This window comes from Mycobacterium sp. P2_H7, from assembly GCF_056403275.1.
In genome coordinates, this window is sequence record NZ_JBFUFU010000020.1 from 53674 (window position 1) to 80568 (window position 26895).

Here is a 26895-nt window from a genome sequence, read left to right on the forward strand (position 1 = left end):
CCATCAGATCGGCAGCCCGTGTGCTGACGAACACGCCCACCCGACGAGTCCCTTAACGGCTCATGAACGACCTGCTCAGGTGAGGTACTTCGTAAACCAGTCCTGCACCCGCTGCCAGGCATCCGCGGCGGCCGCAGCGTTGTAGCGCTCACCGGTGTCATTGAAGAACGCATGGTTGGCGTCGGGTTCGGTGACCAGGTGGTGGACCATGCCCGCCTTCTCCAGCGCCGCCTTCGCGGTGGCCTGGGTGGCGTTCACCCTGTCGTCGAGCGCACCGTAGAACCCAAGCACCGCAGCATCTTTGGAGCCTGCGAAGTCGGCATTCTCCGGCGTCGGGCCGTAGAACGGGACGGCAGCGGCCAGCCGTGGTTCGCCGGCCGCGAGCGTCTGCCAGACCAGGCCGCCACCCATGCAGAAGCCGACCGCGGCCAGCTTGCGGCCGGGAACGCGACGGCCCAGTTCCTCGACCCCGGACTTCAGGTTGGCCACCAGATCGGCGGCCGGGATCTTGCCCAGCGCGGCGGTGGCGGCGGCGGGGTCGGTGAAGCTGCCGGTCCCGCCCTGGGGCGAGAGCAGATCGATGGCCAGCGCCGAGTACCCGCTGCCCGCAAACCGGCCGGCGACCGATCGCGTCCAGTCGTTGAGGCCCTTGTTCTCGTGCACGATGAGCACCCCACCCTTGGGGTCGGGCGCCTCACTCCACGCCGCCTCGAGCTCGCCCTGCGGACCGGTCCAGTTGATCGGCGCGGTCGGCAGCGTGTGCTCGGAGCCGGGCGGCGGGGCGACGGCGGCGGAGGTGCCGGACGGTGTCGTCGACGTCGAAGCCGGCGTCTCTGCCTTCTTGTCGCTGCACGCCGCGATCAGCACGCTGGCCGCGCCGGCACCGACGCCCAGCAGCGCGAGCCTGCGGAGCGCTTCGCGCCGGGACATCAGCCCGTCGACGTGGTCGGTGGCAATCTCTTCGGCGATGTAGCGCTGCATCGGGGTCACCCTCGCGAGTATGCACCGGATTCGTTAAAGCACCCTGGCGTGTTTCTGGACAGGCAATACTCAGTCGATGACGGCTGGATCCTTGCGTGGCCGGGTTGCAGTCGTTGCCGGCGCAACCCGTGGTGCCGGCCGCGGGATCGCCGCCGCGCTCGGTGAGGCGGGCGCCACCGTCGTCTGCACCGGTCGCAGCAGCGTCGCGGGCAATGAGGATTCCGACTACGAGCGCCCCGAGACCATCGAGGAGACCGCCGAACTGGTGACCGCGCTGGGCGGCACCGGGCTGGCCATCCGGGTGAACCATCTCGATGTCGCCCAGGTTCAGGGTCTGGCCAGGCGACTCCGATACGAGTTCGGCGCCATCGACATCCTGGTCAACGACATCTGGGGCGCCGAGGTGCTCAAGGGTCCGCCGTCGACGTGGGGCAGGCCGATGTGGGAGCACGACCTCGATGACGGGCTGCGCATTCTGCGCCTCGGTATTGACACCCACCTGATCACCTCGCACTGTCTGACCCCGCTACTGGTCACCCGGCCCGGTGGTCTCGTCGTCGAAATCACCGACGGCACAACCGAATACAATGCAGAGAACTACCGGCTGTCGGTGTTCTACGATATGGCCAAGGTCGCCGTGAACCGGTTGGCCTACAGCCAGGGCCACGAGTTGTCGGCCTTCGGCGCCACCGCGGTGGCCGTCACCCCCGGCTGGCTGCGTTCGGAGATGATGCTCGACGCCTACGGCGTGTCCGAAAAGGACTGGCACCACGCCCTGGACATCGAACGCGCCGACGGCTACCCCGCAGCACCGCCTGGTTTCGCCCAGTCCGAGTCCCCCCGATTCGTGGGCCGCGGGGTCGCGGCGATCGCCGCCGACCCGCAACGGCGGCGGTGGAATCAGCGGTCGGTCACCTCGGCCGCCCTGGCCGCCGAATACGGGTTCACCGACATCGACGGCCGCTGCCCTGATGGGTGGTCCGCGCCATAACCGCAGGTCGACGAGATTTGTAGACAATTTCAGGAATCTGTTCACGATTTTCGTTGACACCCGTCCCGCCGCGCTGTTCTGATGGCGGGGTGAGCACGAACGTGACCCGCAACACTTTTGACACGATCATCCGCGGCGGCCGCTGGTTCGACGGAACGGGCGCCCCGTCGGCGGTCCGCAACATCGGCATCCGCGACGGCCATGTCGTGGCGATCAGCGCCGACGAACTCGATGCCGCCGGGTGCCCCGATGTCGTCGACGCGGACGGCACCTGGGTGCTGCCCGGCATGCTCGACATCCACACCCACTACGACGTCGAGATCCTCGGCGGCCCGGCACTGGGAGAGTCGCTGCGCCACGGCGTGACCACGGTGATGCTCGGCTCCTGCTCGCTGTCGACCGTTCACGTCGGCGGCGAGGATGCCGGGGACCTGTTCGGCCGCGTCGAGGCGATCCCCCGCGAACACGTCATCGCCGCCGTCGACGAGCACAAGACGTGGAGCAGCGCCGACGGCTACGTCGAGGCCCTGGAGAAGCTGCCGCTGGGTCCGAACGTGGCGGCCTTCCTCGGGCATTCCGACATGCGCACCGCCGTCATGGGCCTGGACCGGGCCACCCGCGGCAACGAACGTCCGACCCGGCGCGAGCAGGCCGAGATGGAACGCATGCTCGCGGAGGCGCTGGACGCCGGATTCGTCGGAATGTCCTCGCAGCAGCTGCTTTTCGACAAGATCGACGGCGAAGTCTGCCGGTCTCGCACCCTGCCGTCCACCTATGCCAAACCGCGCGAGCTGCGCAGGCTCAAATCGCTGTTGCGGCGCACCGGCCGCGTTCTGCAGTCGGGTCCCGACATCACCAACCCGCTCAATCTGGGATCACAGCTGGCACAGTCGCTCGGCCTGTTCCGCAACCCGCTCAAGACCAGCCTGCTCTCGGCCGCCGACGTGAAGTCCAACCCCTACGCCGTGAAGATCCTCGGCCCGCTGGCGCGGGCGGTGAACGCACTGGGCGGCAATTTCCGCTGGCAGCACCTCCCGGTCCCGTTCGAGGTGTACGCCGACGGCATCGACCTCGTGGTCTTCGAAGAATTCGGCACCGGCGCCGCGGCGCTGCATCTGCGCGACGAGGCGGAACGCGATGAGCTGCTGCGTGATCCCGCGTACCGGCGGAAGTTCCGCGAGGACTACGAGAACAAGTTCGGTGTCCGGGTGTGGCAACGCGACTTCTTCGACGCCGACATCGTCGCGTGCCCGGATCCGACGGTGGTCGGCCGGTCCTTCGGTCAGGTGGCCACCAACCGCGGCGTGCACCCCGTAGACGCGTTCCTGGACCTCGTGCTCGAGCACGGCCGCGAGCTGCGCTGGCGCACCACCATCTCCAACCACCGTCCGGACGTGCTGAAAAAGCTTGCGCGGGACCCGGGAATCCAGATCGGCTTCTCCGACGCGGGTGCGCACCTGCGCAACATGGCCTTCTACAACATGGGTCTGCGGCTGCTGCGCCATGTCCACGACGCCGAGAGGGCCGGCAGGCCGTTCATGACCATCGAGGCCGCCGTGCACCGGCTCACCGGTGAGCTGGCCGACTGGTACCGCCTCGACGCCGGCCACCTGCGGATCGGGGATCGCGCCGACCTCGTCATCGTCGACCCGGCCCGGCTCGACTCCGCCCTGGAGGCCTACGCCGAACAGCCCGTCGACCAGTACGGCGGGCTGTCGCGCATGGTGAACCGCAACGACGACACCGTGCGCGCCGTGTACGTCGGTGGCCGCGCGGTGTTCGCCGGCGGCAAGTACAGCGAGCTCGTCGGCAGGCGGCGCACCGGACGGTTCCTGCGTGCCGCGCACCGGGCCCCCGCGCTGCGCACGGAGAAAGGCGAATTGTCCAGTGTCAGCTGAAGATACCGTCAGGCAGATGTGGAAGGCGCTGTCCGAGCGCGACTGGGATGCGGTCAAGTCCCACCTCGCCGACGACTGCCTCTACGCCGACATGCCGGTCGGCCCCGCGGCGTCCGCCCGTGGCCCGGAGGACATCGTCAAACGGTTGAAGATCGGGCTGGAGCCGCTGGCCTCCTACGTCAATCACGACGGGCTGTTGGTCGCCGATGGCGGCAGTGTCATGTACGAGCATTCCGAGACCTGGGAGTGGCCGACCGGCGAGACCGCCGTGCTGCGTTTCGTCACCGTGCACCAGGTGGAGAACGACCGGATCACGTTGTGGAAGGACTACTGGGACATGGGCGCGCTGGTGAACTTCGCGCCGTCGACGTGGATGGACGACCTCGCCCGGTCCGACATGTCCTGGATCTACGACGCCACCGGGCAGATCTGACTGAACCGGACCGCAACCGGGTACGTGCTACCGGTATGACCTCCCGAATCCGTCACCTCTGGCTCATCGTCATGGCAGCCGCGCTGCTCGCCGGTGTCACCGCTCCCCCGGCCCTGGCCGACGACCGTCTGCAATTCACCGGAACCACCCTGTCGGGCAGCCCGTTCAACGGCTCGAGCCTGCAGGGCCGCCCGGCCGTGCTCTGGTTCTGGACACCGTGGTGCCCGTTCTGCAATCAGGAGGCGCCCAGCGTCAGTCATGTCGCCGCGACGCATCCCGGGGTCACCTTCGTCGGCGTGGCAGCGCGCTCCGATGTGTCGGCCATGCAGGGTTTCGTCTCGAAGTACAACCTGGGCTTCACCAACCTCAACGACGCCGACGGGTCCATCTGGTCGCGGTTCAATGTGCCGTGGCAGCCGGCCTACCTGTTCGTGAAGCCGGATGGCACAACGTCATTCGTCAACAACCCGACCTCGGCGATGTCCGAACAGGAACTCTCCGACCGCGTGGCCGCCCTGAGCTGAGTGGACGCCGATCTGCTCGGTCTGGCGTTCGGTGCCGGACTGGTCGCCGCCCTGAACCCGTGCGGGTTCGCCATGCTGCCGGCGTACCTGGCATTGGTGGTGCGCAGCGATGGCGCACCGGGGCGAGCACTCGCCAGGGCGGTGGCCGCCACGGCGGCGATGACGCTGGGTGTGGTGGTGGTGTTCGCGGGGTTCGGCACGCTCGCCGTGTCGGTGGCCTCCACCATCCAGCGTTATCTCCCCTACGTGACGGTGTTCATCGGTGCCACGTTGCTCGGCCTGGGCCTGTGGCTCCTGGTGGGGCGTCGGGTCGGAGTACCGTTCGGCGCGGGCGCGCGATGGGCGCCGTCGGTGCGACTGGGCTCCATGTTCGGCTACGGCGCCGGTTTCGCCCTGGCCTCGCTGTCCTGCACGGTGGGCCCGTTCCTGGCGGTGACGGCCGGCGCGGCGCGGGCGGGCTCCGTGCAGAGCACGGCGTTGGTGTACCTGGCCTATGCGGGCGGCTTCGCGCTGATCGTCGGGACACTGGCGGTGTCGGTGGCGTTCGCCAGTTCCGCGGTACTGGACCGGATGCGCCGAATTGTGCCCTATGTCAACAGAATCAGCGGCCTGCTGCTGATCCTGGTGGGCGCCTACGTGGCCTACTACGGCGTCTACGAGATCCGGCTGTTCGGGTCGGCGATACCGGTGACCGACCCGGTGGTCACCGCCGCCGGACGCATCCAGTCCGTCCTGGCCGGCTGGGTGCACCAGCACGGAAGTTGGCCGTGGCTCGCCGTGCTTCTGGTGGTCGTCGTGCTCACCGTGACAACAGTGCGATACCGGCGACGAGCAGAGCGATCACCTTGACCAGTTCGAGGCCGACGTAGGCGTGGTGCGCGTCGGATCGCGGCGTGTCCGACCCTGCCAGAACCGCATCCGAGCGGCGCGTGAGGCGCGGCCGCACCGCTACGAGTTGCACCACCAGCGCGCCGATGGCGACGGCGGCCGCGGCGACGACAACCGGCGACGGGGACACCGCCAGTGCCACGACGATGACGGAGGCGAGCGCCGCTTCGGCGGCGTTGAGCGCTCGGAACACCAGGCGCCCGATGCCGAGCCCGACGGGGAGCGTGACGCCGGGGGCGCGGAACTTCAGCGGCGCTTCGAGGAAGGAGATGGCCAGCACCATGCCGAGCCAGACGAATGCGGCGGCCGCCGCGGTGGCGGCTCCAGCTCCCAAACCTCTTCTCCCGTCGCTACGCTCGCCCCGCGACGGATCAGAGGGTGATCTTGCAGGACTGCCCGATGTCCAGGGTGCGCAGCATCCGGCCCATCCCCAGCCACATGGCACAGGACAGCGCCAGGTCGGTCAGCAGCTCGTCGTCGAACTCCGCCGAGCAGCGTGCCCAGAATTCCTCGTCGTCGCGCAGGGCGGTGTGGTCGCGCGCGAACCGCTCGGCGAATTCGGCCGCGACCCGCTCCTGTGCGCTGTAGCCGGGCCAGGTCTGCCAGTCGTGAGCGTGGTCGTAGAGGTCCTCGTCGACGCCGGCGGCGATGCCCTCGGAATCGCGGGTGTTCTGGCACACCACGCATTCGTTGTCCAGCGCGATCACCATTCGGGCGAGCTCTCGGACCCGCATCGGCAGCCGGTTCTTCGTGTAGACCGCGTTGGTGAAACCGGCCATGGCCACGCCGATCTCGGGTGATTTGAGCACCCAGGCGGCGGCATCATCGTCGGCGAAGTCTCCGATACGGCTCATGACAGTCACCGTACGCCCGACGCGCCAAAATTGGAACGCGTTCTAGTTTCTCGAGCGAGACGGCCGCCGGCTCCTGCGAGCCGGCGGCCGTGTCGAAACGAAGATCAGTCCGCGCCGCCACCGGGCGGACGCGAGACGCACTGCGCCGAGTACAGCGCCTCGCCGAGCTTCTCCATGAGCTCGAGCTGCGTCTCCAGGTAGTCGATGTGCTTCTCCTCGTCGCCGAGGATCCGCTCAAGGAGGTTGGCCGACACGGCATCCTGCTTCTCGCGGCACATGATGACGCCCGGCCGCAGCCGCGCCACCACCTCGTACTCGATCGCGAGATCGGCCTCGAACTGCTCACGCAGCGTCTGGCCGACACGCAGCGAGAACAACCGCTGATAATTCGGAAGCCCGTCGAGGAGCAGAATTCGGTCGGTGACCCATTCCGCGTGATGCATTTCTTCAATGGATTCTTCGCGCGTATGTTGCGCCAATTCGGTGAATCCCCAATTGTCTTGCATCTTTGAATGCAGGAAGTATTGGTTGATCGCCGTGAGTTCGCTGGTCAACTGCTCGTTGAGCAGTTTCAGAACTTCCGGATCGCCTTGCATGTCGCTCCTAAAACACCTTGAGGGCTGGTCAAGTGTCACTACATCCGTACCCCCTGAATCTAGTCGAGTACAGGTACGGGAGCGAGGGCTTCGGCGGCGTTTTCGACCCGACTTCGGCTCGGTTCACGCTGGTTATAGGTGAGGCTAACCCTAGTCAGCGGTGCATGAATGGACTGCCTGCCCTAACTAAGGGTACACTCACCTAACTTACCGAGGACCGCGCCGGACACCCGGCCCTGCATTGAGGCAAAGGTGGTGCGCAATGGGCGAATATCATTTACATTCGCTCATCTTGGCCGCCGATTATCGGGTCGACGATCCCGAATCGATGTGGAATTCATTGAAGGGGCGCCAGGAATCGCTGGCGAATATCGACGCCCACCACGTCGTCCTTTACACGTCGATCTGGGAGCCCGGACGAATTCTGGTGACCATCGGCGTCTCGCATCCGAATTCCGTGCGGGAAGTTTTACGGTCACCGGCGATTTTCGACCTTTTCGACATTTCGGGTGTCGACGACATCCCCGCGATCTTCGCCGGCGAGGTCGTGGAGAAGATCGACCTGTTCGACCCCGAGCCCGGTGGCGACGAGGAAGCCATCGCCGCGGTGATCGTCGGCGTGGTCACCACCGTGGACAGCGTCGAGGAGCTGATGGACAAACTGCGCGGTGCGCTGGACCGGTTTCGGGAGTCCGGCGTCCGCAAGATCTGGGTGTACCACGCGTTCGACGACGGCCACGAGGTCCTGATCCTGCAGGAGATCGAGAACGAAACCAGCGCGCGCCGCTGGATCGACCATCCCGATGCGGCGGCCGAGTGGATGTCGCGGGCCGGCTTCGGGGCCTACCCGTCCCTGTTCGTCGGCAAGTTCGCCCATCTGATGACGGTGGGGGTCTGAGCCCGATGTTCGTCTGCCTGTGTACCGGTGCCACCACCCAAGCGGTCAACGATGCCGTCGCCGCGGGTGCCACCACGTCCAAGCAGATCGCCGACGCGTGCGGCGCCGGCTCCGACTGCGGCCGGTGCCGCCGGACCCTGCGCGCCATGCTCGCGGCGTCCCGCGAATGCTCGGTGCACACCGGCGTGTGACAGAAGGGCCTAGCCCCGCTTGTCCACGAAAGACGCCAGCGCGTCGACGTTGGCGGCCTGACCGAGCAGTTCGGCGAACAGTGCGTTCTCCCGCTCGCTGGCCTCCGCCATACCCACCCGGATCGGTTCCAGCATGGTCTTCTTCACCGCAAGCAGGCTGTTCAGCGGACGTGAGGCCAGCACATCGGCATGCCTACGCGCCTCGGCCAACAGCTCCTCGGGTTCGCACACCTTGAACACCAGGCCCATCCGCTGCGCCTCGGTGGCGTCGATCCACTCCGACGACAACAGCAGCCACGCCGCGTTCTGCCTGCCGATCAGACGCGGCAGCAGGTAGGACGAGGCCGCCTCGGGCGGCACACCCAAGCTGGTGAAGGGGCACTTCAGCCGCGCCGTCGAGGACATGAACGCCAGATCGGCGTAGCCCAGGATGGTGGTGCCGATACCCAGTCCGACGCCGTTGACCGCGCAGATGAACGGCTTCGGGAACGCCGCCAGCGCTTCGATCATCCCGCGGAAGCCGTACTTGCCCGGCTGGTAATCGGGGTCGGTGACCAGCTTCTGCATCTCGACCAGGTCGTTGCCCGCGCTGAAGGCTCGGCCGGCTCCGGTCAGCAGCACGACGGACACCTCGGGGTCGTCGGCCGCGGCCAGCAGCGCCTCGGTGGTCGCGTCGTACAGCGCTTCACTGAACGCGTTGAGCGCTTCGGGCCGGTTCAGGGTCAGCGTGCGGACCCTGTTGTCATCGGAGATCAGCAATGTCACGGCTGTAGCGTATTCGCCGGGGCCCACAGCACGTAGCGGCTGGTGGGCACGGTGTCGATATCGCGGTCCGCGCCGAACCGCGCGACGCTGGCCGCCATCCGCCCCATCCGGTCTCCCAGGTCGGCGTCGTCGGCCGCACCGAAGAACGCGTGCAGGTCGGATACCGCTTCGATCGGGAACAGCTCCTCGACGATCGCATCGATGCGGGGCGCGCCTTCGGTGAGTGCGCGCACCACCGTGTTCTGGGTGTAGCCGAAGGTCGCCTGGGTGGCGATCGCGACCGGCGTGTGGTCGACATGCCAACGCGCGAGCCAGGTCTGCTGGTCCAGATCGGCAGGTCTACGCAGCAACGCCACGTTGGCCAAGCCCGGGGTCCGCGCACTCGGCGGCCCGGAAGGTCCGGGCATCGGAACCGACTCGGTGACCAGATACGCTGCCAGCCAATCACATTCAGCGGCCAATAGGTCGAGGGCCGCCGTGACGGCCGCACCGTAGTACTGCTGGGTCCAGATACTCACCACCGCGACGACGGGCGGATCCAGCGTCGTGAGCGTCATCAGCGACGCCCGCACCTGATCGTCCCTGACGTTGACGGTGACCCCGGGCAGGTCCAGTTCCGACAGCGCCGAGGCCACCCTGGTTCGCAGTCGCCGGCACCATTGCTCGTCCGCGTCGGCCCGCCGCAACGTCACCATCACCTTTTCCACCATCAGAAAGTAACAACCGCGCGTGACGCGAATCCGCCGACTGCGTCGGTTACGCCCGGTGGGCCACCAGGCATACGACAATGAACGCGTGGCGAAGGGTAAGTCCCTCGGGTTGGCGCTGTACGAGTTCGGCGCGGTGGCGCGCAGCCTGCTGGGCGTGCTGGCGGTGGCGGCCGTCGCGCTGTACCTCGGTTCGCCGGGAACGGCGATCGCGGCCGGGGGCGCGGCGGCGATGGCCGGGGCGACGGCACTGCAGGACAGTCCGCGTAGCCGGATACCGCTGGTTCTCGCCGTGTCGGTGGAGATGGCGCTGGCCGTGGCCGTCGGCGGACTCACCGCGTCCTGGACGCCGGTGTTCCTGGTGGCGGTCGCCGCGTGGTGCTTCGCGGCCGGCATGCAGTGGGCGCTGAGCGCGAACGCGGGGATGGTGGCGGCGGGCGCCGCGGTGCTACTCGTCACCGCCTCGCCCACCGCGGGCGGTACCGCCGCAGTGCTGACGGCGAGCGGCCTGGCCCTGCTCGGTGGGCTGGCGCAGGCGGCGATGATCGCGCTGTGGCCACAAAGTCGCTGGCGCGGCCAGCGGGCGGCACTGACCGACGCCTACCGTTGCCTGGGCGCCGACGCCCGGCGACTGGCCACCGACCCGGACGCCCAGGTCGATCGACACCCACTGATCCGGCTGCGGGAAACCTTCACGCTCAGCGAATCCCAGGCCCGCCGCAGGCCGCCGGCCTACCGCGGGTGGTACGGCCTGCCGGAGCGGATCGCGGTGACACTGACCGCACTCGGCCGGGAAGGCCCGCGCGACAAGGCCGCCGAGGACGCCCTGTACGCCGCCGCCGACCTCCTCGAACTCATCGCCCGGCGCGCGCCGCGGCGTGCCATCGGACCCGCGCTGACCCGGATGGATGCCGCAGCCGGCGCTCTCGGTGGAGCCACCCAGACAGTCGCCCAACGACTTTCGCTTCAGCTCGCCGAAGCGGTCGAACTGCGCCTGGGACAGTTCGAACCCGAGCAGGTCGCACAGCTGCGACGGCCGGGACTCCCGCACGCCTGGGCGGCCGCGGCCGGTCTGATTCGGGCGCAGCTGAATTGGCGCTCACCCATCCTCCGGCACGCCGTCCGGCTGGCGGTCGCCGCCACCGCAGGGGTGGCGATGGGCCGGGCCTCCGGCGCCGAACACGGGTACTGGATCGCGGTGACGGTCCTCATGGTGCTGCGGCCCGAGACCGCACACACCTACACCCGGTGCATCGGCCGGATCACCGGTAACGCCATCGGCGTCGTGGGCGCCTCCGCGTTCACCGTGCTGCTGCATCCCGGCGGCCTGGCATCTGCTGCGCTCGCCGTGTTCTTTCTCGGAATTGCGTATTCGGCAGGACGATTCGGCTACCTGGTGGTCAGTGCGGCGCTTGCGGCGGCCATCATCTTCCTGCTCGACGTGGGCGGCGGTGTCAACGCCGCCACCATCGAGCAGCGCTGGTTCGCGACGGTGGTCGGCGGCGCACTGTCGGTGATCGTGCACGTCGGGTTGCCCGACAACGCGCTGGTGCGGCTGCGGCAGCGCGCCGGCGAGTTGTTGAAGACCGAAATCGACTATGCCGCGGCGGTGATCAAGGCCTTCGTGCACGACCTCGACCACCCCGCCGAGGCACTGTCGGCCGCCTGGCAGCGGGCGGCCAGCGCACGCACCGCGTTCGAGGCCGCCGCCGGCGCGACCCGCACCGATGACCCCGCAATACGCCGGTGGCTGCGGGCATTTCGCGCCTCGCTCAATGCCGTCACCACCAGTTGCGCCACCCTGGAGGCCACGCTGCCGGCCCACCCGTCGCCCACGTTGAATCGCGAGTTCGTCAGCACCATCGACGGTTACGTCAAAGCGTTGATGGGCAATCCGGCGACGCCGGCCGCACCGTGGCGGGTGGACGCCGAGCAACTCGGCACCGCCGCGGTCGCGGTCCGGGACGCCGCACCGCTGCTGCGCGCGGAGGACGGCCCCGCCCGCGTGCTGGTCGCCGAACTGGCCACCATCACCCGGGTCGTGGTGGACATCGCCGCCGTCAGTCCCGCGGACCTTGCGGCTAGTCCCTGGCCCACTTCGGCCGGATGAACACGCCTTCGGCTTGCACCGTCGGACCCTGCGCATCGGCGATCGTCCCGACCGCGAACGTCTTGACCCCTTCGGTCCGGACGATCCGTGCCTCGATGTGCAGATCGCCCAGCGGCGTGGGCCGCAGGTAGCGGATGCTGATGGTGCCGGTGAGCCGGGGGCTGACGGCCGGACTGGCGGATTCGCCGAGCACATGGTCCAGCAGGAGTGCGGCCACGCCACCGTGCACGTGTCCGGGCGGGCCCTCGTACGCCGCGCCCAGGGTGAAATCCGCGAACACCGATCCGTCGTCGTGGTGGTGCACGGTCAGGGGTGGCGCGATCGGGTTGCGTAGCCCGATGACCGCGTTGCCCCACGGCATCCGGTCGCCGTGCGCCGTGAACCGGACCCCGAACGGGCCGTCGAGCTGGTCGCTGCGCAGCGCCGCGGTGGCAGCGTCGATCTGTGCCTTGGCCGCGGCCACCACATCTGGTGCAGCCGACGAGCGGATCGTGGCGTCGATCAATTCGCGCACCGACTCGGTCAACGGCCGGTAGATGGTGCGTAGGCGCTCGACGTCCTCGGCACTGAGGTCCTCGAGGGTGAAGTCCAGCATGAAAGAACTAGAACACGTTCTAGGTGCCGTGTCGAGTACCTCGATGCCGCCGCAGCCAGCACCCGGAGGCAAAAGTTCCTACGATGGCGTGGCATGGCGGCACCCCGAGTTGACGGATCGCGGCAGGAACTGCCCGCGACGCTCGTCGATGTGGCGGGCGACCGGTTGCGTGACGCGATCCTGCGCGGGGCTTTGGGCGCCGGTGAGAAGATCGTCGAAGAGCAATTGTGCGCCGATCTGGGGATCAGCCGGGCACCGCTGCGCGAGGCGTTGCGGCGGCTGGCGCAGCAAGGTCTGGTCGAGCATCTCCCCCGGCGTGGATCGCGGGTCACCGACTGGTCACCGACCGACATCCTGCAACTGTTCGACCTACGGCAGGTGCTGGAGCGACACGCCATCGAGATCGCGATGCCGCTCGCCGACCCGGCGTCGGCCCTGGAGCCGGTACGCCGCGCCCTCGACGAAATGTCCCGTGCGGTGGACATGCTGGACCGCGATGACGCCCACCGCCGGTTCCATGCCGCGGTTGTCGGGCTTGCGGCCAACCGGCAACTGGACATCGCGTTGGAGCCGATCCTGCTGAAACTGCAGCTGCCGATGGCGATGAACCTGCGCGAGGAGGCCCGCCACCACCGCGCCGGCGACGGCGTCGACCGGCACCGGGCCATTCTCACCGCACTCGAGTCCAACGATGCCGGGACGGTGCTCGCCGCACTGGAGGATCACGGACATCTGCGCTACCTGGATCTCCCTGAGGACCTCGCCGAACATCGCTAACACGATCGACACACGCGCGTACCGCGATCGCCATCATTCTGTCGACAATCGACAGTCATGGGAATGGGATACGGCGGTCAGGAGCGCAGCGACCGGGGAATGACCTCCGGCGGGCAGGAGCGCAGCGACCGGGGAATGACCTCCGGCGGGCAGGAGCGCAGCGACCGGGGAATGACCTCCGGCGGACCGTCTGACGGGCCGTCGATCGGGCCGTCGATAGCCGAGATCCTCGATTCGCATGCCGGTGGCACCGGTTCCCCCGTCAAGACGGCGGCCCGGGTGGCCGACGCCATCGCCGCCCGCGGCGACGACGGCACCTGGCTGTCCACGGTGCCCCGTGACGAGCTGCTGGCCGCCGCCGCCGAGATCGAGAATCGGCCCGGGGCAAGGACTTTGCCGCTGTACGGGGTGCCGTTCGGGGTCAAGGACAGCATCGATGTGGCCGGCGTGCCCACCACGCTGTCCTGCCCGGACTACGCCTACATCGCCGACCACACCGCGCCCGCCGTGCAGCGCCTGCTCGACGCGGGGGCGCTCTATGTCGGCAAGACAAATCTGGACCAGTTCGCCACCGGCCTCAACGGCACCCGAACGCCGTACACCGTGCCGCGCAGTGTCTTCGGCGGCGAACTGATCTCGGGCGGGTCGAGCTCGGGTTCCGCGCTGGCCGTCGCCCTGGGGCAGGTGCCGTTCGCCGTCGCCACCGACACCGCCGGATCGGGCCGGGTGCCTGCCGCCCTCAACGGCGTGGTCGGTTTCAAACCCTCGCGCGGACTGATCAGCACCGTCGGACTGGTGCCGGCGTGCAAGTCACTGGACTGCCTCAGCGTGATGGCCGGCTGCATCGACGACGTGGACCGCGTCTTCGACGTGATGGCCGGCCGCGACGACGCCGACGCGTGGTCCCGGGACCGCGGGCCGCGCCACGACGGCGAACCCATCCGGGTCGGCCTGCCTCCGGTCGCCGAACTGGAATTCTTCGGCGACGACGCCATGCGCGCCGCACACCTGGGTTTCCGGGAGCACCTGGAACGCCAGGCCGTCATCGTCGAGGTGTCGCTGGAGCCGTTCCTGGCGGCCGGCGCGCTGCTGTATCAGGGTCCGTGGGTGGCCGAGCGGCTGGTCGAATTCGGTGATTTCCTTGCCGCCCAGCCTGATTCGATCCATCCGGTGGTACGGGACATCTTCCGCAGCGGGCTGACCTACACGGCGGTGGACGCGTTCGCCGCCCTGCAGCGCCTGCAGGAACTCAAGGCCGAGGTGGGCCGGCTCTGGCAGGACATGGACATCCTGGTGGTACCCACCATCGGCACCACCTTCACCGTCGAGCAGGTGCAGCAGCGACCCATCGACTGCAACACGATGCTGGGCCACTACACGCATTTCGGGAATCTGCTCGACCTGCTGGGAGTCGCGGTGCCGCTGGGCGTCACCAGCGACGGCCGGCCCTACAGCGCGATGCTGCTGGGCAATGCGCTCTCCGATGACATCGCGCTGACGCTGGCCGCTCAGATCCTCGATGAACCCAGACCCGCCGCCACCGCGGCCGATTCGTCCGTGAAGGAGCAGGTGTGACCGTCACCGTCCCCGCCGAGCCGTCGGCGTTCTCGCTCGTGCCCGACCGCACCGCGCTCATCGTCATCGACATGCAGCGCGACTTCCTGCTGCCCGGCGGGTTCGGCGAGAGCCTGGGCAACGACGTCGACCAACTGCTCAAGGTGGTCCCACCGCTGGCCGCGCTGATCGCCGCGGCGCGTGAAGCGGGAATCCTGGTGATCCACACCAGAGAGGGCCACGAACCCGATCTCTCGGATTGCCCGCCCGCCAAGCTGTCTCGCGGTGCGCCGTCGAAACGGATCGGCGACCCTGGCAAGTACGGGCGCATCCTGATTCGCGGTGAATACGGTCACGACATCGTCGACGAACTCTCGCCGATCGAGGGCGAAGTGGTGATCGACAAGCCCGGCAAGGGTGCGTTCTACGCGACCCCACTCCAGGACGTGCTGACCGAGGCGGGTATCACCCAACTGCTGGTCACCGGTGTCACCACCGAAGTGTGCGTGCACACCACCACACGCGAGGCCAATGACCGTGGCTACGAATGCCTGGTGGTATCCGACTGTGTCGGTTCGTATTTCCCGGATTTCCAGCGGGTGGGGCTGGAGATGATCAAGGCCCAGGGGGGCATTTTCGGGTGGGTGGCGGACACCGCCGCCGTCATTCCCGCACTGCAGCAACTCACGACCAACGCCGCCTGAGAGGACCCACCCATGTCGACCGACGTCTCCGATCCCCCGGCCGCCCCCGACACCCCGAAACCTGCGTTCTCCATCCCGTGGTGGACGCGCGGCGACACCAACGCATTCTTCGGGCTGGGATTCAACATCCTGGTGAACGTCCTGACCCTCACCGGGCTGATGATCGGTGTGATCAACGTGGCGCCCGGCGACGTGCTGGGCACCGTGCTGCCGGCGCTCGGCGTGGCGCTGATCCTGGGCAACCTCTACTACACCTTCCTGGCCCGCAGGCTCGCCCGGCGCGAGAACCGCACGGACGTCACGGCTCTGCCGTACGGACCCAGCGTGCCGCACATGTTCATCGTCGTGTTCGTCGTCATGCTGCCGGTGTACCTGAACACCAAGGACGCCATGCTGGCCTGGGAATCCGGGCTGGCGTGGGCCTTCATGATCGGTGTCATCGTGATGATCGGCGCGTTTGTCGGGCCCTACATCCGCAAGCTGACCCCGCGCGCGGCGATGCTGGGCACCCTGGCCGGCATCTCCATCACCTTCATCTCGATGCGGCCCGCCGCGCAGATGTGGGAAGTGGCCTGGATAGGCCTGCCGGTGCTGGCCATCATCCTCATCGGATTCTTCACCGATATGAAGCTGCCGTTCGGGATCCCGGTCGGTCTGGCCGCCCTGCTGGTCGGCACCGCCATCGGCTGGATCGGTGGCTACATGTCCGCACCCGATGTCGGGCAAGCGGTTTCGGACATCGCGATCGGCATCCCCGACCTACGGCTGGATCTCTTGTTCTCCGGCTTGTCGCATCTGGCCCCGCTGTTGGGTACCGCGATACCGCTGGGCGTCTACAACTTCACCGAGGCGATGAGCAACGTGGAGAGCGCGGCGGCCGCCGGCGACAACTACAACCTGCGCAGCGTGCTGCTCGCCGACGGTGCGGGCGCGGTCATCGGGTCGGCGTTCGGCTCACCGTTCCCACCTGCGGTGTACATCGGTCACCCCGGGTGGAAAGACGCCGGCGGCCGGGCCGGGTACTCGCTGGCCAGTGGTGTGGTGATCGGAATCTTCTGCTTCCTGGGCCTTTTCGGTGTGCTGGACGCGTTGTTGCCGGTGCCGGCCATCGTGCCGATCCTGCTCTACATCGGCCTGCTGATCGGCGCGCAGGCATTCCAGGCGGTGCCGCGGCTACATGCGGTCGCGGTGGTGGCCGCCATCCTGCCCAACCTGGCGCAGTGGGCCAGCGGTCTGATCGACAACGCCCTCAACGCCGCGGGCACGTCGGCGTCGGCGGTCGGCCTGGAAAAGCTCAACGGCGCGGGTGTCGTCTATGACGGATTACAGACCCTCGGCGAGGGCGCGGTGCTGGTCGGCCTGATCCTGGGCACCATGGTGGCGTTCATCCTGGAGAAGAAGTTCCTGTACGCCGCCATCGCCTCTGTCGTCGGGGCCGCGCTGTCCTTCATCGGCCTGATCCATGCCCCCGAGGTGGCCTGGGCCGCCAATCCGCAAGTGGCCCTGGGCTACCTGTTCTTCGGAATCGTCTGCGCCGCGTACTCGCTGCTGCCCGGCTCGAAGGACCCCGTCGTCGTCGACGAGTCCGACGTCGTCGCCGGCCACTAGCCGGGCAGGTCCGCGCGAACGTGAACTACCCGCCTATAAATTCGCGATCTATAGGCGGGTAATTCACGTTCGCGGCCGCCCAAGGGGGTGGGTCAGTCGGCGACGAACGGGACCTCGGTGCCGGGCGCCAGCACGACGTACATCCGGCGCCACGGATCAGTGTCGACGAGTTCCCACTGATGCCCTGTGCCCGTGGTGTCCTCGGCAAGGAGTACGTCGCCGGGGGCGAGGGTGAACTCCTCGTCGTCGCGGGTGCGGAAACGCAGCGTGCCCGCCAGCGTCACCACCAGTTGACGCACGGGTGCGGTGTGCCAGGCCAGTGATCCACCACCGGCGGTCTCCTCGACGGTGACATGCGCGGCCGACATCGCCACCGACACCAGATCGGCGTTGCGGCCGGGCGTCATGTCCAGCGTGCCCACGTCCACGTGCGAGCCACCGTCGTCACCGGTCCACAACCGAACACACCTGATCATGGGCCCACCGTAGGCCGGAGACGGCCATCACACCAGGTCCGGGGGTGCCATAGCTAACCTATCTTTTCGTGGTCAGTTGTCTACGAAACCGTTTACGCTGATCTCATGGCACCACGTACGCACAGCGTCGACCCTCGCGCCGAGCGCGTGCGCACCCGCCTGCACGAGGCGGCGTTCGCCCTCGCCCATGAACACCCGGTCGACGAATTGACCGTGGCCACCATCGTGGGCCGCGCCGGTGTCAGCCGGCAGGTGTTCTATCAGCATTTCCGGGATCGCGACGACGCCGTGGCGGCCGCCTTCACGGTGGCGTTCGCACAGGCCACCGCGGATACCGACAGCGATCCGCGGGTGCGCATCATGCGGTTGTTCGACTTCGCCGGTGAACACCGCGCCATGTATCGCAACGTCATTCCCAGCGCCGTCATGCAACCCGTCATCGCGGCGTTCCGCGCCGAGCTGGCACCGGCCTGTGCCGAGATCGCCGCCCAGGGCATGGCCGTGGTGACCCCGATTGCCGGCCTGACCGTCGAGGGCGTGACCCGATTCCTGTTGGGCGGCTTCATGGAAGTGCTGCGCTCCTGGATGGACGACCCCGCCCCCGCCGACGCCCGTGATCTCCGCGACCGGGTCGCCGCCGCGTTCGACACCGTCAACGCGCTGCTCACCCTCCCCAACTCTGAAAGGCCCTGACCATGGGCAAGCACCATTCGCCCGCGCCCACCGCGCAGGAACCACAACTGACCCGCACCCACGTCCGCAACGTCGCACTGGCCATGGTCACCTTCACCATCCTGGTGCTGGCCATGATCGCCAGTAACGCAGGCGCGTTCGCCAAGCCGACGCTGCACCATCTGTCGGTGGCCGTCGCCGCACCGGCCCAGATCACCGACGCGCTGCGCGGGCAGCAGTCCCTGGACATCACCGCGGTGGCCGACGCCGCGGCGGCACGCGATCAGGTGTCGCAGCGCACGGCCGACGCCGCCTTCGTCGTCGACTCCCCTGGCTCGTTGAACATCTATGTCGCCGGCGGCGGTGGGCGCAGCGTCGCTGCCGCAGCCGAAACCGTGGGCCGTGCCGTGGCCGCAAAACCGGTCTGGCACCGGCAGTCGCCGATATCGCCCCGACGTCGCCGGGCGACCCGTCGGGCACGGTCGAGTTCTACGCCGTCATCTTCGTCTCGATCGGCGCGTCGGTCGGGGCTGCGGCGTTCGGCCGGATGGTCGGCCCGGTGCGCCGGGCCTCCACCCTGGCGCTGCGCACCCTCACCTTGTCCGCGTACGCCGCGATGCTGGCCGGCGTGGTGACGATCTACGTCGACGCCGCACTCGGCGCGCTGACGGGACACCCGTGGCAGGTGTTCGGTGCGCTGTGGCTCTACGCCATGGCCGTCGGCGGCGCGGTGACCGGAGTGGCCGCGGCGTTCGGCACCGTCGCCTCGATGACGCTGACGGCATTCCTCGTCATCGTCGGCAATGCCGCCGCCGCCGGTCCCGTCGGCCGGCCCCTGCTCACCGGCTTCTACACCACGTTCAACCACATCGTGCCGCAGGGTTCCGGGGTATCGCTGCTGCGCAGTGTCGAGTATTTCGACGGCCACGGCGCGCTGACCCCCCCTTGTCACACTTCTGGTGTGGGCCGGCTCGGGTTGCGTGCTGGCGGTGGTCGCGACGGCCCGGCGCGAACTCGCCGACCGACGCACCCCGGCACCCGCCGCACCGGAACTGGTCACCGCCTGAGGTAGTTCCGACCGCTGTGATTTGTGGAGTTTCCGCCGCATTGAGTAGCCGTACTACGACCTCGGCACCTATCACCGCCGAGTCGACACCTCCGATCCCGCGGTCCAAATCTGGTTCGACCGCGGCATGGTCTGGGCCTACGCCTTCAATCATGAAGAAGCGGTGCACTGTTTCGAGCGCGCGCTGGAGCTCGACCCCGATCTGGCCATCGCCCGCTGGGCCATCGCCTACTCGGTGGGCCCGAACTACAACAAGGCATGGGAGGCGTTCGATCCACTCGACCTGGCCACCTCGCTGGCGCGGGCCCATGCCGAACTGACCCACGCGGCCGGCGGGCGGGCCTCCGCGGTGGAACGGGCCCTGATCGACGCGCTCGCCACCCGGTTCCTCACCGCCGACCCGCAGGACACCGACGCCCTCGCGGCCGGGCACATCGCCTACGCCGACGCGATGGCCCGCGTCGCCGCGGAGCATCCCGATGATGTCGACGTCGCCGCGTTGGCCGCCGACGCGCTGCTCAACGTCACCGCGTGGGCGTTGTGGGACAGCGCCACCGGCAACCCCGCGCCCGGTTCACGGGTCCTGGAAGCCACCCGCATCCTCGACGACGCCCTCGCCACCCCGGCCGGCCAGTCCCATCCCGGGGTCCTGCACCTCTACCTGCACGCGTGCGAGATGTCGGCACACCCCGAAAAAGCGCTGCCCGCCGCCGACCTGCTGCGGGGCCTGGTACCCGACGCCGGCCACCTGCAACACATGCCCAGTCACATCGACGTGCTGTGCGGTGACTACCGGGCCTCGATCCTGGCAAACCGGGCCGCGGTACATGCCGACCGCGAATTCGTCCGGCGCGCGGGCCCGCTGAACTTCTACTCCCTGTACCGCGCCCACGATCTGCATTTCGTCGTGTACTCGGCGATGTTCGAGGGGCAGTCCCGGGTGGCCCTGGAGGCGGCCGACGAATTGTCCGGGCAGTTGACGCCGGAGCTGCTGGCCATCGAGTCCCCACCGATGGCCGACTGGCTGGAGGCGTTCGTGCCGTTGCCGGTTCATGTACTGGTGCGCTTCGGGCGCTGGGACGACCTGATCGCCACACCGCTGCCCGACGATCCGCAGCTGTACTGCACCACCACAGCCACCATCCATTACGGCCGCGGGGTCGCTCACGCCGCGAAAGGCCAGCTCCCCCAGGCCCACGCCGAACGGGAAGCTCTGGCAGCGGCGTATGCGGCCGTCCCGGACACCCGGTATCTGTTCAACAACACCAGCCGCGACATCCTGGCCATCGCCGTCGCCATGTTGGACGGCGAAATCGCTTACCGCGAGGGACGTTTCGACGAGGCGTTCACCCATCTGCGGACGGCGATCGCCCTCGATGACGCCCTGCCCTACGACGAACCGTGGGGCTGGATGCAACCGACCCGGCACGCCTACGGCGCGTTACTGCTCGAACAGGGCCGGGTCGAGGACGCCGCCGCCGTCTACGCGGCCGACCTGGGGCTGGACGACACCCTGCGCCGGTCCTGCCAGCATCCCGGCAACGTCTGGAGCCTGCACGGCTACCACGAATGCCTGCGTCGGCTGGGCCGGGACGCCGAGGCCACCATCATCGGCCGACAGCTCGAGCTCGCGCGGGCGCGCGCCGATGTCCCGGTTAACGCGTCGTGTGCGTGCCGTCTCGATGTGGTAACAACCGCGAAAGACTGCTGCCACTAAAGGCGCGTCTCGAGCGCGACCACCGGACACAGGACTAAGGTGTTGAGCAGGCAGGGGTTTCGCGCTTCGCAACGGGGCGACTGCGCGACGGCCCCTCGCCGTTTGGGGGATCAGTGTCCGTATCCATGTCCACATCCACTCACCGGTCGGACGAACCGATGGCGGCTTTGGTCGATATCATCAAGTTCGCCGTCACCGAGTCGGTGCGTTCGGCCGGCGGAAGCCAGCGGGATATCGATCGTGTCGCGGTTGCAGCCGCCTACGCCGCCTGGTGTTGGGGTTCTGCGGCGGCGTTCGAAACCGTCCCGCAGGTATGTCATCAGTTCTAGCCACATCTGTGCGTAGGGCGTCGCGCCGAGGTTGAGTAGGCTCCGGTGCGTGGCCATCAGTGCGCGCGACCTCGAGTATCTGGGCCGCTGCGTCGAACTCGCCGGGGTGGCGTTCGATGACGGCGACGAACCCTTCGGATCGATCCTGGTCGACGAGTCGGGCCAGACCGTGTTCGAGGACCGCAACCGGGTCAAGGGCGGCGACGCCACCCAGCATCCGGAGTTTGCGATCGCGCGGTGGGCCGTCGAGCACCTGACCCCGTCGCAGCGCAGCGCTGCGACGGTCTACACCTCCGGCGAGCATTGTCCGATGTGTGCGGCCGCGCACGCCTGGGTCGGCCTCGGCCGCATCGTGTACGCGGCGTCGTCGGCGCAGCTGAGCCAGTGGTGCGCGGATTGGGGCACCCCGGCCTCACCGGTCGCGGCCCTGCCCATCACCGCCGTCGCCCCCGGTATCGCCACCGACGGACCGGCCGCCGAGCTGACCGAACGCATGCACGCACTCTACGAAGCGAAGTTCCGGCCGTGACCGATCCGGAGTGGGTGACCCACGCGATCTGGTGGCAGATCTATCCGCTGGGATTCGTCGGCGCCTTTCCCGCCGAGCCGGCACCGCAGCCGGGCGAGCACCGGCTCCTGCGGATCGTCGAATGGTTGGACCACGCGGTGGAACTCGGTTGCTCCGGGATTGCGCTGGGCCCGGTGTTCGCCTCCCGCACCCACGGCTACGACACCACCGACCACTACCGCATCGATCCCCGGCTCGGGGACGACGCCGATTTCGACCTGCTCGTGCAGGAGGCGCACCGGCGCGGCTTGCGGGTGCTGCTCGACGGCGTCTTCAATCACGTTGGCACCGACTTCCCGCGCTACCGGAACGCACTCGACGGTGGCGACAGTGCCTGGTTTCGCAAGGGGCGCGACGGGTTTGGCACCTTCGAGGGCCACGGTGAACTGATCGCGCTGAACCACGGCAACCCCGACGTCGTGAACTACACCGTCGAGGTGATGGCGCACTGGCTGGACCGCGGTGCCGACGGCTGGCGGTTGGACGCCGCCTACGCCGTCCCGGACCGGTTCTGGGCTTCGGTGCTGCCCGCCGTCCGAGCCCGCCATCCGCAGGCGTGGTTCGTCGGCGAGGTGATCCACGGCGACTACCCCGCGCAGGTGCGGGCCGCCGGTTTCGACTCCGTCACGCAATACGAGTTGTGGAAGGCGATCTGGAGCAGCCTCAACGACGGCAATTTCCACGAGCTGGACTGGGCGCTGCAGCGCCACAGCGAATTCCTGGACACCTTCGTGCCGCTCACCTTCGTCGGCAATCACGATGTCACCCGGATAGCCAGCCAGCTCGACGAACCCCGCCATCTGGAACACGCCCTGGTGCTGCTGCTGACCACCGGAGGCACGCCGAGCATCTACGCCGGCGACGAATGGGGTTGGCAGGCCGTCAAGGAGGAACGGGTCGGCGGCGACGACGCGGTCCGACCCGAATTCTCCGAGCGCCCAACCGGTTACAGCGACGTTCTGGCGCTGCACCAGTACCTCATCGGGCTGCGGCGCCGGCACGCATGGCTGCACACCGCGCGGACCGAAGCGATCCAGGTGAGCAATACCGGCTACGTGTACCGCACCCACGCGGACGACGGCGAGCTGACGGTGGCACTCAACGTCAGCAATGAACCGTTCCCTGTCACCCTGCCCCGGCCAGGTCACATCGCAGCCGGCTCGGGTGCGCCACCGCCGGATTTCGTTGCAGATGTGGTGGTCCCGCCGCACGGATGGGTCATCGTCGAGCCGTCGTGAATATCTGCCAACAGCAGGAGACCGAGTGAACAACGGGCCTAAGCTTTCCCACCGATGACGACGACAGCCGAAAGCCCGCCGCATTCCGATTCGGATGACGCCGCGCTCCCCACAAAATTGGGTCGCCGCCGGTTTCTGTCCCGTGTCAGCATCCAGTCCAAATTGCTGGTGATGCTGCTGGCCACCAGCATCCTGTCGGCCGCCGTGGTCGGGGTCATCGGCTACCAGTCCGGGCGAGAATCCCTGCGGAATTCGGTATTCGACCGGCTCACCGAAATTCGGCAATCACAGACCCGGCAACTGGCCACCCAGATATCGGACCTCAAGAATTCGTTGGTCATCTATTCGCGCGGGTCCACCACCACACAGGCATTGCAGGCATTCACCGCGGGATTCGATCAGCTGGCCAATGCCACCATCAGCCCGCAACAGCAACAGGCGCTGTCGAATTACTACAACAACCAATTCGCCAAGGTCGAGGACCAGCAGACCGGCGACGTGGTCGACGTCTCCGCGCTGATGCCGGCGTCGAATGCGCAGAAGTACCTACAGGCCAACTACACGACACCCTTCGACGACTTCGACAAGGCCATCGAGTTCGACGACGCCCGCGACGGCAGCCAATGGTCGGCCGCCAACGCGAGCTACAACGACTTCTTCCGGGAGATCGTCACCCGGTTCGAATTCGAGGATGCCCTGCTGATCGACCCCCGGGGCAACGTCGTCTACACCGCCTACAAGGGCGTCGACCTGGGCACCAACGTCCTCAACGGCCCATACCGCAGCGGCAATCTGACCGAGGCCTATCTCAAGGCGATGCAGTCCAACGCCGTTGACTATGTCGCCATCACCGACTTCGGCGACTATCAGCCGGCGCCGTCTCCCACCGCCTGGCTGGTGTCGCCCGTCGGCGATGTCGGGCACGTCGAAGGCGTGCTGGCCCTGCAGTTCCCGATCTCCAAGATCAACCGGCTGATGACGATGGACAAGCGCTGGGAAGAGTCCGGTATGGGCAAGACCGGCGAGACCTACATTGTCGGTCCCGACGACCTGATGCGCTCGGACTCACGGTTGTTCACCCAGGATCCCCAGAAGTTCAAGCGCGACGTCATCAATGCGGGCACCCCACCTGACATCGCAGAGGACTCCATCCGCCAGGACGGCAACACCCTGGTGCAACCCGTCGGAAGCGACGCCACCAAGTTGGCCCAGCGTGGCCAGAAGGGCACCTTGATCGCGCGCGACTACCTCGGCAAGGAAACGCTGCAGGCGTACGCCCCGGTCGACATCAACGGCCTGCACTGGGTCGTGATCGCCAAGATCGACACCTCCGAGGCGTTCGCCCCGGTATCGAGGTTCACCCGCACCCTGGTGTTGTCCACCGCCGCGATCATCTTCGTGGTGTCCATCGCGGCCATGCTGCTGGCCCGGCTGTTCATCCGTCCCATCAGGCGGCTGGAGGCGGGCGCCCAGCAGATCAGCTCCGGTGACTACGGGGTCACGGTCCCGGTCCAGTCGAAGGACGAATTCGGTGACCTCACGGTGGCTTTCAACGGGATGAGCCGAAACCTGGCGATCAAGGAGGATCTGCTCAACGAGCAACGCCGGGAGAACGACCGCCTGCTGCTCTCGCTGATGCCCGAACAGGTGGTGGCCCGATACCGGGAGGGCGAGGAGACCATCGCCCAGGACCATCAGGACGTCACGGTGATCTTCGCCGACATCGCCGGCCTGGACGAGTTGTCCGCAGACCTCAGCTCGGATGCCTCGCTGGCCATCGTCAACCGCCTGGTACGCCAGTTCGACGCCGCGGCCGAGAGTCTCGGGGTGGAACGGGTGCGCACCCTGCACAACGGTTACCTGGCCAGTTGTGGGCTCAACGTCCCCCGGCTCGACAATGTGCGGCGCACGGTCGACTTCGCGATCGAGATGCAGCGCATCGTCGACCGCTATAACGGCGAGACGGGCAGCAATCTGCAACTGCGGGCCGGTATCGATACCGGAACCGTGACCAGCGGACTGGTCGGCCGGTCCAGCCTGGCCTACGACATGTGGGGCGCGACAGTCGATCTGGCCAACCAGGTGCAGAGCGGCACGTCGCAGCCGGGCGTGTATGTGACCGCGGGGGTGCGTGACGCGGTCAGCGATCCGAACCTGTTCGTCGCCGCCGGCGAGATCGCCGTCCCCAGTGGTTCGGAGCCGGTGTGGCGGCTCACGGAGCGCAGACCGTGACCGATCTGCTGGACGCGGCGTGGTTCTTCTGGGCCATCGGGATCTCCGTCGGCCTGCCGGTTGCCCTGGTGTTCCTCACCGAGCTCCGCAACGCGCTGATCCGGCGCGGCAGCGCCCTGGCCCGCGCGGTGGGCTTGCTGCGCAATTTCATCCTGCCACTGGGTGCGTTGCTACTGTTGCTGACCAAGGCCAACGAGGTGGACGCCGACGCCACCCCGGTTCGCGTCATCGCCACGGTGTTCGGCTTCGTCATCCTGGTGCTGCTGCTGTCCGGTTTCAACGCCGCCCTGTTCCAGGGTGCGCCGGAAGGCAGCTGGCGCAAGAGGATTCCGTCGATCTTCCTGGACGTCGCCCGATTCGCGGTGATCGCGGTAGGGCTGGCCATCATCTTCTCCTACGTCTGGGGTGCCGACGTCGGCGGCCTTTTCACTGCGCTCGGGATCACCTCGATCGTGCTCGGCCTTGCCTTGCAGAATTCGGTGGGCCAGATCGTCTCAGGCCTGCTGCTGCTGTTCGAGCAGCCCTTCCAGCTCGGCGACTGGCTGGACACCCCGTCGGCGCGGGGTCGGGTGGTCGAGGTCAACTGGCGCGCAACGCATATCGACACCGGCAGCGGCATGCAGATCATGCCCAACTCGGTCCTGGCGGCTGCGTCGTTCACCAATCAGAGCCGGCCGCCCGGTGATCACTCGATCTCGGTGGTCAGCGTGTTCGCCCTGGATGACGCGCCCGACGAGGTGTGCGCCGTGCTGACCCGGGTGGCGGCCAACCTCCCCCAGCTCCGGCCCGACGCGCGGCCGAAAGCCGTTGCCATGGGCGGTCTTCAGTACAAGACGACCATCCCGTTACGCTCCCCCGCCGACGACGGCGCCGCCCGGGCCACGTTCCTACGATGGATCTGGTACGCCACCCGACGAGCGGACCTGCACCTGGACGAGGCCGAGGATGATTTCGCCGTACCGGACCGGATCGACGAGGCACTGAAGGTGGTCGCGTCGACGCTGCGCCTGCAGGCGAGCGAGTTCGGTGACGTGCTGCCCTACGTCCGGTTGACCCGCTACGGCGCCGATGAGACGCTGCAGGCCCCCGGCCAGATTCCAAGCCAGATGACCTTCATCGTCAAGGGCCGGGCCCGGCTCACCGCGGTCCGCACGGACGGTTCGATCGTGACCGTCCGGACAGCCGAGCCGGGTGACTTCCTCGGCCAGACAGCACTCACCCGCGAGCCGGTGGTGGCCGGCGCTCACGCGCTGGATGAGGTCACCGTGTTGCAGATCAACCGTGCTCACATCGAGCAACTGGTGGCGCGAAAGCCACTGCTGCTCCAGGAGATCGGCCGCGCCATCGAGGAGCGCCGCAGCGCCGCGCGTGCGGCGCTCGCCTCGTCGGAGTAAGTCACGGCGAGTCACGACGAGGTCTCAGGCCCGAGTCTCAATCGTTAGCCAACCGCGATATCGCCGCGCGTCGTGTTACACGTGTGGCATTTGGGGCGCGTGATTCACTTTCTCACGAAGATAAGCAGC

General features: G+C 67.8%; 26 protein-coding genes and 2 pseudogenes. 20 read left to right on the forward strand and 8 right to left on the reverse strand.

Going from position 1 to position 26895, the window contains the following annotated elements:
* Positions 1-75: 75 nt before the first annotated feature.
* Positions 76-990 (reverse strand): dienelactone hydrolase family protein, encoded by a 915-nt coding sequence (locus tag AC1DY7_RS26975; RefSeq protein ID WP_477496818.1) that lies wholly within the window; start codon positions 988-990, stop codon positions 76-78.
* Between the two features lie 67 nt (positions 991-1057).
* Here AC1DY7_RS26975 and AC1DY7_RS26980 point away from each other — a divergent pair, with 67 nt between their 5' ends.
* From AC1DY7_RS26980 to AC1DY7_RS27000, 5 genes are all read left to right on the forward strand, one after another.
* Entirely contained in the window at positions 1058-1972 is a 915-nt protein-coding gene (locus tag AC1DY7_RS26980) for an SDR family oxidoreductase (protein ID WP_477496819.1), read from the forward strand.
* Positions 1973-2073: 101 nt separating this feature from the next.
* Positions 2074-3870 (forward strand): N-acyl-D-amino-acid deacylase family protein, encoded by a 1797-nt coding sequence (locus AC1DY7_RS26985; protein WP_477496855.1) that lies wholly within the window; start codon positions 2074-2076, stop codon positions 3868-3870.
* Positions 3871-3886: 16 nt separating this feature from the next.
* Entirely contained in the window at positions 3887-4303 is a 417-nt protein-coding gene (locus tag AC1DY7_RS26990) for a nuclear transport factor 2 family protein (RefSeq protein WP_477496820.1), read from the forward strand.
* 71 nt (positions 4304-4374) lie between these two features.
* On the forward strand, positions 4375-4827 hold the full coding sequence (locus tag AC1DY7_RS26995; protein ID WP_477496856.1) for a protein disulfide oxidoreductase: 453 nt from the start codon (positions 4375-4377) through the stop codon (positions 4825-4827).
* A complete protein-coding gene (locus AC1DY7_RS27000; protein WP_477496821.1) occupies positions 4828-5676 on the forward strand; it encodes a cytochrome c biogenesis CcdA family protein in 849 nt (282 codons plus the stop codon).
* Here the strand turns inward: AC1DY7_RS27000 and AC1DY7_RS27005 are convergent.
* The 3 genes from AC1DY7_RS27005 to bfr form a co-directional block, all read right to left on the reverse strand.
* A complete protein-coding gene (locus AC1DY7_RS27005) occupies positions 5627-6049 on the reverse strand; it encodes a hypothetical protein (RefSeq protein ID WP_477496822.1) in 423 nt (140 codons plus the stop codon). The two genes, AC1DY7_RS27000 and AC1DY7_RS27005, sit on opposite strands and share 50 nt — an antisense overlap.
* 37 nt (positions 6050-6086) lie before the next feature.
* Complete coding sequence (locus AC1DY7_RS27010; RefSeq protein ID WP_477496823.1) at positions 6087-6569, reverse strand: carboxymuconolactone decarboxylase family protein; 483 nt, start codon at positions 6567-6569, stop codon at positions 6087-6089.
* A gap of 104 nt (positions 6570-6673) precedes the next feature.
* Positions 6674-7165: a bacterioferritin gene (bfr, locus tag AC1DY7_RS27015; RefSeq protein WP_477496824.1), complete on the reverse strand. Its 492-nt coding sequence runs from the start codon at positions 7163-7165 to the stop codon at positions 6674-6676.
* Positions 7166-7427: 262 nt separating this feature from the next.
* On the opposite strand from bfr, the gene AC1DY7_RS27020 reads away from it, so the two are divergent.
* Together AC1DY7_RS27020 and AC1DY7_RS27025 are read left to right on the forward strand one after the other, a co-directional pair.
* Positions 7428-8063 (forward strand): fatty-acid--CoA ligase, encoded by a 636-nt coding sequence (locus AC1DY7_RS27020; RefSeq protein WP_477496825.1) that lies wholly within the window; start codon positions 7428-7430, stop codon positions 8061-8063.
* Positions 8064-8068: 5 nt separating this feature from the next.
* Positions 8069-8254, forward strand: coding sequence for a (2Fe-2S)-binding protein (locus tag AC1DY7_RS27025; protein ID WP_477496826.1), 186 nt, complete (start codon positions 8069-8071; stop codon positions 8252-8254).
* Between the two features lie 9 nt (positions 8255-8263).
* Here the strand turns inward: AC1DY7_RS27025 and AC1DY7_RS27030 are convergent, their stop codons facing one another.
* Together AC1DY7_RS27030 and AC1DY7_RS27035 are read right to left on the reverse strand one after the other, a co-directional pair.
* The gene (locus tag AC1DY7_RS27030) at positions 8264-9019 is read right to left on the reverse strand and encodes an enoyl-CoA hydratase/isomerase family protein (RefSeq protein WP_477496827.1); all 756 of its coding nucleotides are present in this window, start codon (positions 9017-9019) and stop codon (positions 8264-8266) included.
* Positions 9016-9726 carry an EthD domain-containing protein gene (locus AC1DY7_RS27035; RefSeq protein WP_477496828.1) on the reverse strand — a complete coding sequence of 237 codons (711 nt, stop codon included), beginning with the start codon at positions 9724-9726 and terminating at the stop codon, positions 9016-9018. Before AC1DY7_RS27035 ends, AC1DY7_RS27030 begins: the two co-directional genes overlap by 4 nt.
* Before the next feature lie 88 nt (positions 9727-9814).
* On the opposite strand from AC1DY7_RS27035, the gene AC1DY7_RS27040 reads away from it, so the two are divergent.
* A complete protein-coding gene (locus AC1DY7_RS27040; protein WP_477496829.1) occupies positions 9815-11836 on the forward strand; it encodes an FUSC family protein in 2022 nt (673 codons plus the stop codon).
* Here the strand turns inward: AC1DY7_RS27040 and AC1DY7_RS27045 are convergent.
* The gene (locus tag AC1DY7_RS27045; protein ID WP_477496830.1) at positions 11808-12431 is read right to left on the reverse strand and encodes a PaaI family thioesterase; all 624 of its coding nucleotides are present in this window, start codon (positions 12429-12431) and stop codon (positions 11808-11810) included. The genes AC1DY7_RS27040 and AC1DY7_RS27045 overlap by 29 nt on opposite strands.
* Before the next feature lie 93 nt (positions 12432-12524).
* Between AC1DY7_RS27045 and AC1DY7_RS27050 the strand changes: the two genes are divergently transcribed.
* The 4 genes from AC1DY7_RS27050 (at position 12525) to AC1DY7_RS27065 (ending at position 17074) form a co-directional block, all read left to right on the forward strand.
* The gene (locus AC1DY7_RS27050; protein WP_477496831.1) at positions 12525-13208 is read left to right on the forward strand and encodes a GntR family transcriptional regulator; all 684 of its coding nucleotides are present in this window, start codon (positions 12525-12527) and stop codon (positions 13206-13208) included.
* A 171-nt stretch (positions 13209-13379) separates the two neighbouring features.
* A complete protein-coding gene (locus AC1DY7_RS27055; protein WP_477496857.1) occupies positions 13380-14783 on the forward strand; it encodes an allophanate hydrolase in 1404 nt (467 codons plus the stop codon).
* The gene (locus tag AC1DY7_RS27060) at positions 14780-15466 is read left to right on the forward strand and encodes a cysteine hydrolase family protein (protein ID WP_477496832.1); all 687 of its coding nucleotides are present in this window, start codon (positions 14780-14782) and stop codon (positions 15464-15466) included. Before AC1DY7_RS27055 ends, AC1DY7_RS27060 begins: the two co-directional genes overlap by 4 nt.
* Before the next feature lie 12 nt (positions 15467-15478).
* Positions 15479-17074 (forward strand): SulP family inorganic anion transporter, encoded by a 1596-nt coding sequence (locus AC1DY7_RS27065; protein WP_477496833.1) that lies wholly within the window; start codon positions 15479-15481, stop codon positions 17072-17074.
* 92 nt (positions 17075-17166) lie between these two features.
* Here AC1DY7_RS27065 and AC1DY7_RS27070 read toward each other — a convergent pair whose 3' ends face one another.
* Complete coding sequence (locus AC1DY7_RS27070) at positions 17167-17550, reverse strand: cupin domain-containing protein (protein WP_477496834.1); 384 nt, start codon at positions 17548-17550, stop codon at positions 17167-17169.
* 105 nt (positions 17551-17655) lie between these two features.
* On the opposite strand from AC1DY7_RS27070, the gene AC1DY7_RS27075 reads away from it, so the two are divergent.
* The 8 genes and pseudogenes from AC1DY7_RS27075 to AC1DY7_RS27110 all read left to right on the forward strand — a co-directional run bounded on the left by AC1DY7_RS27075 (position 17656) and on the right by AC1DY7_RS27110 (position 26766).
* Positions 17656-18243, forward strand: a complete 588-nt coding sequence (locus AC1DY7_RS27075) for a TetR/AcrR family transcriptional regulator (RefSeq protein ID WP_477496835.1) — start codon at positions 17656-17658, stop codon at positions 18241-18243.
* 2 nt (positions 18244-18245) lie between these two features.
* Positions 18246-19289: pseudogene (locus tag AC1DY7_RS27080) on the forward strand (hypothetical protein).
* 48 nt (positions 19290-19337) lie between these two features.
* Positions 19338-21005: pseudogene (locus tag AC1DY7_RS27085) on the forward strand (tetratricopeptide repeat protein); the annotation flags it as partial.
* Positions 21006-21130: 125 nt separating this feature from the next.
* Entirely contained in the window at positions 21131-21334 is a 204-nt protein-coding gene (locus AC1DY7_RS27090) for a hypothetical protein (protein WP_477496836.1), read from the forward strand.
* A gap of 49 nt (positions 21335-21383) precedes the next feature.
* Positions 21384-21863 carry a nucleoside deaminase gene (locus AC1DY7_RS27095; protein WP_477496837.1) on the forward strand — a complete coding sequence of 160 codons (480 nt, stop codon included), beginning with the start codon at positions 21384-21386 and terminating at the stop codon, positions 21861-21863.
* Positions 21860-23140, forward strand: a complete 1281-nt coding sequence (locus tag AC1DY7_RS27100) for an alpha-amylase family glycosyl hydrolase (RefSeq protein ID WP_477496838.1) — start codon at positions 21860-21862, stop codon at positions 23138-23140. Before AC1DY7_RS27095 ends, AC1DY7_RS27100 begins: the two co-directional genes overlap by 4 nt.
* A gap of 54 nt (positions 23141-23194) precedes the next feature.
* The gene (locus tag AC1DY7_RS27105; RefSeq protein WP_477496839.1) at positions 23195-25372 is read left to right on the forward strand and encodes an adenylate/guanylate cyclase domain-containing protein; all 2178 of its coding nucleotides are present in this window, start codon (positions 23195-23197) and stop codon (positions 25370-25372) included.
* On the forward strand, positions 25369-26766 hold the full coding sequence (locus AC1DY7_RS27110; protein WP_477496840.1) for a mechanosensitive ion channel domain-containing protein: 1398 nt from the start codon (positions 25369-25371) through the stop codon (positions 26764-26766). The genes AC1DY7_RS27105 and AC1DY7_RS27110 overlap by 4 nt, the downstream gene beginning before the upstream one ends.
* Positions 26767-26895 lie beyond the last annotated feature (129 nt).

Bases quoted from the DNA above. Each gene is read 5' to 3' on its own strand.
- AC1DY7_RS26980 (WP_477496819.1), top strand. From the start codon at position 1,058: ATGACGGCTGGATCCTTGCGTGGCCGGGTTGCAGTCGTTGCCGGCGCA.
- AC1DY7_RS26990 (WP_477496820.1), top strand. From the start codon at position 3,887: ATGTGGAAGGCGCTGTCCGAGCGCGACTGGGATGCGGTCAAGTCCCAC.
- AC1DY7_RS26995 (WP_477496856.1), top strand. From the start codon at position 4,375: ATGGCAGCCGCGCTGCTCGCCGGTGTCACCGCTCCCCCGGCCCTGGCC.
- AC1DY7_RS27010 (WP_477496823.1), bottom strand. From the start codon at position 6,569: ATGAGCCGTATCGGAGACTTCGCCGACGATGATGCCGCCGCCTGGGTG.
- bfr (WP_477496824.1), bottom strand. From the start codon at position 7,165: ATGCAAGGCGATCCGGAAGTTCTGAAACTGCTCAACGAGCAGTTGACC.
- AC1DY7_RS27020 (WP_477496825.1), top strand. From the start codon at position 7,428: ATGGGCGAATATCATTTACATTCGCTCATCTTGGCCGCCGATTATCGG.
- AC1DY7_RS27025 (WP_477496826.1), top strand. From the start codon at position 8,069: ATGTTCGTCTGCCTGTGTACCGGTGCCACCACCCAAGCGGTCAACGAT.
- AC1DY7_RS27045 (WP_477496830.1), bottom strand. From the start codon at position 12,431: ATGCTGGACTTCACCCTCGAGGACCTCAGTGCCGAGGACGTCGAGCGC.
- AC1DY7_RS27050 (WP_477496831.1), top strand. From the start codon at position 12,525: ATGGCGGCACCCCGAGTTGACGGATCGCGGCAGGAACTGCCCGCGACG.
- AC1DY7_RS27055 (WP_477496857.1), top strand. From the start codon at position 13,380: ATGACCTCCGGCGGACCGTCTGACGGGCCGTCGATCGGGCCGTCGATA.
- AC1DY7_RS27065 (WP_477496833.1), top strand. From the start codon at position 15,479: ATGTCGACCGACGTCTCCGATCCCCCGGCCGCCCCCGACACCCCGAAA.
- AC1DY7_RS27070 (WP_477496834.1), bottom strand. From the start codon at position 17,550: ATGATCAGGTGTGTTCGGTTGTGGACCGGTGACGACGGTGGCTCGCAC.
- AC1DY7_RS27075 (WP_477496835.1), top strand. From the start codon at position 17,656: ATGGCACCACGTACGCACAGCGTCGACCCTCGCGCCGAGCGCGTGCGC.
- AC1DY7_RS27090 (WP_477496836.1), top strand. From the start codon at position 21,131: ATGTCCACATCCACTCACCGGTCGGACGAACCGATGGCGGCTTTGGTC.
- AC1DY7_RS27105 (WP_477496839.1), top strand. From the start codon at position 23,195: ATGACGACGACAGCCGAAAGCCCGCCGCATTCCGATTCGGATGACGCC.